The 1307-nt window shown below is 61.7% G+C and carries 1 protein-coding gene; it reads left to right on the top strand.

Annotated features, from left to right (window positions below):
* Positions 1-1261 (top strand): SLC13 family permease (locus PA598K_RS01620; RefSeq protein WP_128655288.1); only part of this gene is annotated, 1261 nt, incomplete at its 5' end.
* Positions 1262-1307 lie beyond the last annotated feature (46 nt).

Genomic DNA, 1307 nt, shown 5'->3' with positions numbered 1-1307 from the left:
GACGCCGCCCGGCTCGTCCCGCAGCTCCGCGCGCGGCCGTTCGCTGGCCGAGCTGGAGCAGCGGTACCAGCTCGCCCGCAACCTGTTCCGTCTGCAGGTCGGCGATGACTCGCCTCTGCTCGGCAAGCCGCTGCGCGAGCTCGATATCGCCAATCAGTACAATGTACATATCATCGAGCTGCGAAGACGGGGCAACGGCAACCGCTTCTTTAAGACGCTGGATCAGCAATCCGCCGGTCCCGCTACCGTGCTGCATGCGCAGGATATCGTCTATGTGTACGGCGAGTTCGAGGCGGTCGAGGCGTTTGCCCTCGCCGGACAGCTCAGTCTGCTCGACGCCAAGGTCGCCGAGCAGACCGGAGTCGAGAGCGCCGATCCGTATGCGTCCAGCGAGATCGGGATCGCCGAGCTGCTGCTGCCGCCCGACTCGATCCTGATCGGCCAACGGGTCAAGGATATCGGACTGCGCGAGAACTACGGCATCAACATCCTTGGCATCCGCCGCAAGGAGGATTACAAGCTGCATCGGCTGAAGGATGAGAAAATTCGCTTCGGCGACGCGTTGCTCATCCAGGGCAGCTGGAAGAGCATCAACCGGCTCTCCCGCGAGTATAACGAGGTTGTCGTCGTTGGCGAGCCGCTGGAGGCTGCTGCCTCGGTGCCGATGAGCGGCAAGGCGCCGCTCGCAGCCGCGATCATGGTGTTGATGGTCGTCCTGATGATCTTCGAGGTGTTCCCAGCTGTCGTCTCTGTGCTGATCGCAGCGGTGCTCATGATCTTCACCGGCTGTCTGCGCAGCATGGATGCCGCCTACAAGACGGTCAATTGGGAAAGCATCGTGTTGATCGGCGGCATGATCCCGATGTCAACGGCGCTGGAGAAGACCGGCGCAGCCACCCTGCTCTCGACCAAGCTTGTAGAGGGGCTAGGCAGCATGGGTCCGATGATGCTGCTGGCCGGCATCTATTTTGCCACCTCGGTGCTGACCTTGTTCATCAGCAATACCGCCTGCGCCGTCCTGTTCGCGCCGATCGCGCTGGCCGCTGCCGTCGGTATTGACGTCAGCCCGGTGCCGTTTATGTTCGCGGTATCGATTGCTGCCGGGATGTGCTTCGCCGTTCCCTTCTCGACGCCGCCCAATGCGCTGGTTATGACTGCAGGACGTTACGCCTTCAAGGATTATGTGAAGCTCGGGCTGCCAGTGCAGCTGCTGCTCGGCGCGATTATCGTGCCGCTGCTGCCGCTCTTCTTCCCGTTCTGATCGATGATCCAGATTCGATTCCGTGCCTCTTCGGCCTTTTCAACAG

This window comes from Paenibacillus sp. 598K (assembly GCF_003851045.1).
GTDB lineage: Bacteria > Bacillota > Bacilli > Paenibacillales > Paenibacillaceae > Paenibacillus_D.
The sequence above is the reverse complement of the archived record's forward strand: the minus strand, read 5'-3'. Positions and strand labels throughout refer to the sequence as shown.